This is a genomic window from Microvirga sp. GN3 (assembly GCF_055792825.1).
In genome coordinates this window covers 1-1,623 of record NZ_JBVVAK010000361.1, presented here as the reverse complement: position 1 = coordinate 1,623, position 1,623 = coordinate 1, and the positions used below count along the sequence as shown (strand labels likewise).

Sequence of the window (1,623 nt, the reverse complement as noted above, 5' to 3'; positions counted from 1 at the left end):
GCTGGTAGAACGCAGGATCTCTTTGGTCTGTGAACGTGACATCGGAGGACCTCCCAACAGTATCCATCACGGCACGATGTTGACCGAGGGGGATCCTGCACTCGTGGCCAGCGGCCAGGTAGACTCGCAGATGGAGTAACTCTTAGAAGCAAGCCTCTTCTCGTTTGTGTTCACGCGCACCACGGGCTCAGCAGCACGTCGCCTGACGTCCACGCTACCGACAGTGCGGTACAGGCGATCGCTTGCCGGATCACTTGCGCCATCCTGGGCTCGACGTCGTCGAACCGCTCGAGCCGGTGAACATTGGCCATGAGTTGGTCAATGGTCTGGATCTTCTCTCGCCGCAGCAGGTCCCAGGCCATGGGAGGCAGATAGAGACCGCCAATCGGCCCGGCGCAGATATCATCAACATGGACCATAGGACTCTCCTGCCTCATCGATAAAAAGGACTGCGAGCAATGCTTCTCAACTTCCAGCGAGCGGATTATAGGCGGGCCTCGATGATCAGGTTGAACGGAGTCCGGGTGGCTTGGCGAATGGTTTCGAACCCGGCCGACTTCAGCACGGCTTCGAGCCTGCTCGGTCCTGCTTGGGCGCCGAGGACATGCATTCCCTTCTCCGAGATTGCATGAGCGCAGCACAAGGTCGTCGAGGCCGCATAGTAGAGTCGACCAATCGGGCTGATGTTGTCCTCGACCCGGTCACCGGCATACGGCTCGATCAGCATGATCGCGCCATCCCTGGCCATCGCGGTCCTTGCATGGCGCATCGCATCGACCGGCCGGCCCATATCGTGCAGGCAGTCAAAGAGGCACCGTCAGGTTAACGGACTGATATCACAGAGCCCCACGGACTTATCGCGTCAGAAGCCAGCACCAAGGCCCGTCACCTCGGCCCAGGTCGTAAAGGCCAAGGCTCGGGCCTTGCGGTGATCGGCGGAGTTGGTGTGGGCGGGATGGCGGAAGAGGTTTGCAACCTGATCGTGAACGGAGAGGAAGCGCTGGGCCTGACCCGCTGACTTGAAGCGCTTCATGACGCGCTCACGTCGTCGCGTCGGCTGATAACTATTCTCGGCGCGGTTGTTCAAGCCTTTATGCTGGCGATGCTCCACGCCGGGCATGATCTCTCGCTTTGCGGCACCGTAGCTCGCGAGTTTGTCGGTGATCATCACGCGCGGTGCGGTGCCCTGCTTCTTGAGCAGCTTCCGCAGCAGGCGTTTGGCCGCTTTTGCGTTACGGCGGCTCTGAACCAGGATATCGAGCACGACTCCATGTTGATCGACAGCTCTCCAGAGCCAATGCTTCTTGCCGGCAATGCTGATCGCAACCTCATCAAGGTGCCATTTGTCTCCAGATGCGGGCAGACGCCGGCGGATCCGGTTGGCATAATCCTGGCCGAACTTCAGCGCCCACTGCCGCACGGTCTCGTAGCTGACCAGGATACCTCGGGCGGCGAGCATCTCCTCGACCATGCGCAGGCTCAACGGAAACCGGAAGTACAACCACACAGCATGGCTGATCACTTCAGCCGGGAAGCGGTGGCGGGCATAGCGAGGATGTTGGGTCGATTTCATCCCTCACGTATGCCTCAATCCGGTCACCCTCTGGTTAATCTGACGGTGCC

The 1,623-nt window shown here is 60.1% G+C and carries 3 protein-coding genes; all 3 read right to left on the bottom strand.

What is annotated here, in order from left to right; translation table 11 throughout:
- Nucleotides 1–170 precede the first annotated feature (170 nt).
- The 3 genes from ACS5Q1_RS47805 to ACS5Q1_RS47795 all read right to left on the bottom strand — a co-directional run bounded on the left by ACS5Q1_RS47805 (nt 171) and on the right by ACS5Q1_RS47795 (nt 1,573).
- A complete protein-coding gene (locus ACS5Q1_RS47805; RefSeq protein ID WP_473104770.1) occupies nt 171–419 on the bottom strand; it encodes a hypothetical protein in 249 nt (82 codons plus the stop codon).
- A gap of 65 nt (nt 420–484) precedes the next feature.
- Nucleotides 485–727, bottom strand: coding sequence for a hypothetical protein (locus tag ACS5Q1_RS47800; protein ID WP_473104769.1), 243 nt, complete (start codon nt 725–727; stop codon nt 485–487).
- Between the two features lie 135 nt (nt 728–862).
- Nucleotides 863–1,573, bottom strand: coding sequence for an IS6 family transposase (locus tag ACS5Q1_RS47795; protein ID WP_473104768.1), 711 nt, complete (start codon nt 1,571–1,573; stop codon nt 863–865).
- Nucleotides 1,574–1,623 lie beyond the last annotated feature (50 nt).

Excerpts from the sequence above, each read along its gene's own strand:
- ACS5Q1_RS47805 (WP_473104770.1), bottom strand. The coding sequence starts at position 419 with ATGGTCCATGTTGATGATATCTGCGCCGGGCCGATTGGCGGTCTCTAT.
- ACS5Q1_RS47800 (WP_473104769.1), bottom strand. The coding sequence starts at position 727 with ATGCTGATCGAGCCGTATGCCGGTGACCGGGTCGAGGACAACATCAGC.
- ACS5Q1_RS47795 (WP_473104768.1), bottom strand. The coding sequence starts at position 1,573 with ATGAAATCGACCCAACATCCTCGCTATGCCCGCCACCGCTTCCCGGCT.